Origin of the sequence: uncultured Aurantimicrobium sp. (assembly GCF_936931525.1) — a bacterium.
Classification (GTDB): domain Bacteria; phylum Actinomycetota; class Actinomycetes; order Actinomycetales; family Microbacteriaceae; genus Aurantimicrobium.
In genome coordinates this window covers 1-1547 of record NZ_CAKZII010000180.1, presented here as the reverse complement: position 1 = coordinate 1547, position 1547 = coordinate 1, and the positions used below count along the sequence as shown (strand labels likewise).

At 54.2% G+C, this 1547-nt stretch carries 1 protein-coding gene; it reads right to left on the bottom strand.

Going from position 1 to position 1547, the window contains the following annotated elements:
- Positions 1-1430: amidohydrolase (locus Q0362_RS09270; protein WP_298122803.1), on the bottom strand; the 1430-nt coding region annotated here is incomplete at its 3' end.
- Positions 1431-1547 lie beyond the last annotated feature (117 nt).

Sequence of the window (1547 nt, the reverse complement as noted above, 5' to 3'; positions counted from 1 at the left end):
AGCGTGCCAGAGAAAACTCCATCTGGGTCTGCTCGGGTGACGAGCCCTTCAATACCGAGCCAGGGATTGGGCAGGGGCACTACCGGCCAGTCTGAACCACCAATCACCACACCACCGGCATCCAGGATGCTGCGATTGGGCTGCATCTTCTCCGCACGATCTGGGCCCAGCACAATTTTGATGGCTTCATAAATTACCCCCGGGAACCACAATGTGGGGGAAATTTCAGCCACGACGTTGAGATTCGCCATGCGGGGGATATCTTCAATGGCGACGAATTGCCCATGAGCAATGTGCAGCGGCGTTGTAAATCCGGCAGCACGAACCTTCTCGGCAGCATCTAGGACATGGTGAACTGCACCATCACCTGTGCAGTGAATTTTTGCACCGATACCAGCGGCGGCAGTACGAAGTAACCAATCAGTCAGCTCCTCGACATCCATGGCGATTTCGCCATGGTGGCGGGAGCCATGAGTTTCAGTGGGGAGGTAGGGCTCTAGGAAGCACGCAGTGTGGGTTGGTGGAATACCGTCGAGGAAGATTTTGATGAAATCGGGCCGGTGGTGTTCTGTGCGGTATTTTTCTCCTTGCCAAACCAAGCCGTCCCCAATTGGCTCAGCATCAAAGATCATGTTGTTCGCCATCATGCATGAGACAACCCAGGACTTGAGTCTGCCCTGATTATCGAGCTGCTGGAGAGCTTTCAGGAGGTCCAGGCTGACACCCGCGTCTTGAAAAGCAGTGACTCCGTAACTATGCAAAATCTGCATCCCACGCTCAGAAGTATCTGCCCAGAGCTGCTCTGTCATGGGGTTGAGTTCATTCATTACGCGCTCCACAATCAGGCCTGCTGTTTCAAAGAGCACCCCGGTAGGTTCCGTGGTTCCCTCGTAACGCATGATTGTTCCGTCAATGGGGTCTGGTGTTGACGCGTCAATGCCTGCAAGGAAAAGCGCGCGGCTGTTTGCCCATTTGTTGTGATGAGAGTCGTCTACTAAGAGGACAGGGCGGCCACCAGCGGCTTCATCCAGTAGGGGCTTAGTCGAGGGGTGGGAGAGCTCTTCCAGAAGTGTGCTTCCCCAGCTCCCTCCGACCACCCATGCATCGTGATCGAGGCGAGTGACGTAATCCTTGATGGTGTTGTGGATCTCCTCGAGTGAAGCAGTAGGGAAAAACCCCACCTCCATCAATGCTGCCTTACCGGCAATCTGGTGGTGATTGTGAGCGTCATGGAGTCCTGGCATCAGCGTTTTGCCATCCAGGTCTTTGATGAGGGTTGAGGGACCATGGTGAGCAGAGTGGATTACAGAACGGCTTCCCACCGCAAGGATCTTGCCGTCCTTGATCGCTAAAGCCTCAGCCCAAGGGGACTGAGGGTCCAAGGTGGCAATAGGCCCACCAAGAACAATGAGATCTGCGTGAGATGACAAGGTATTCCTTCTTCTTTGAAGTGGATAGGTGAAGAGACCCTCTCCTATTCACTATTTCATCCAACTAGCCGTCGTTGCTAGCAGTGCAGGTAGTTCCCCCATCAACAGCGACAATTG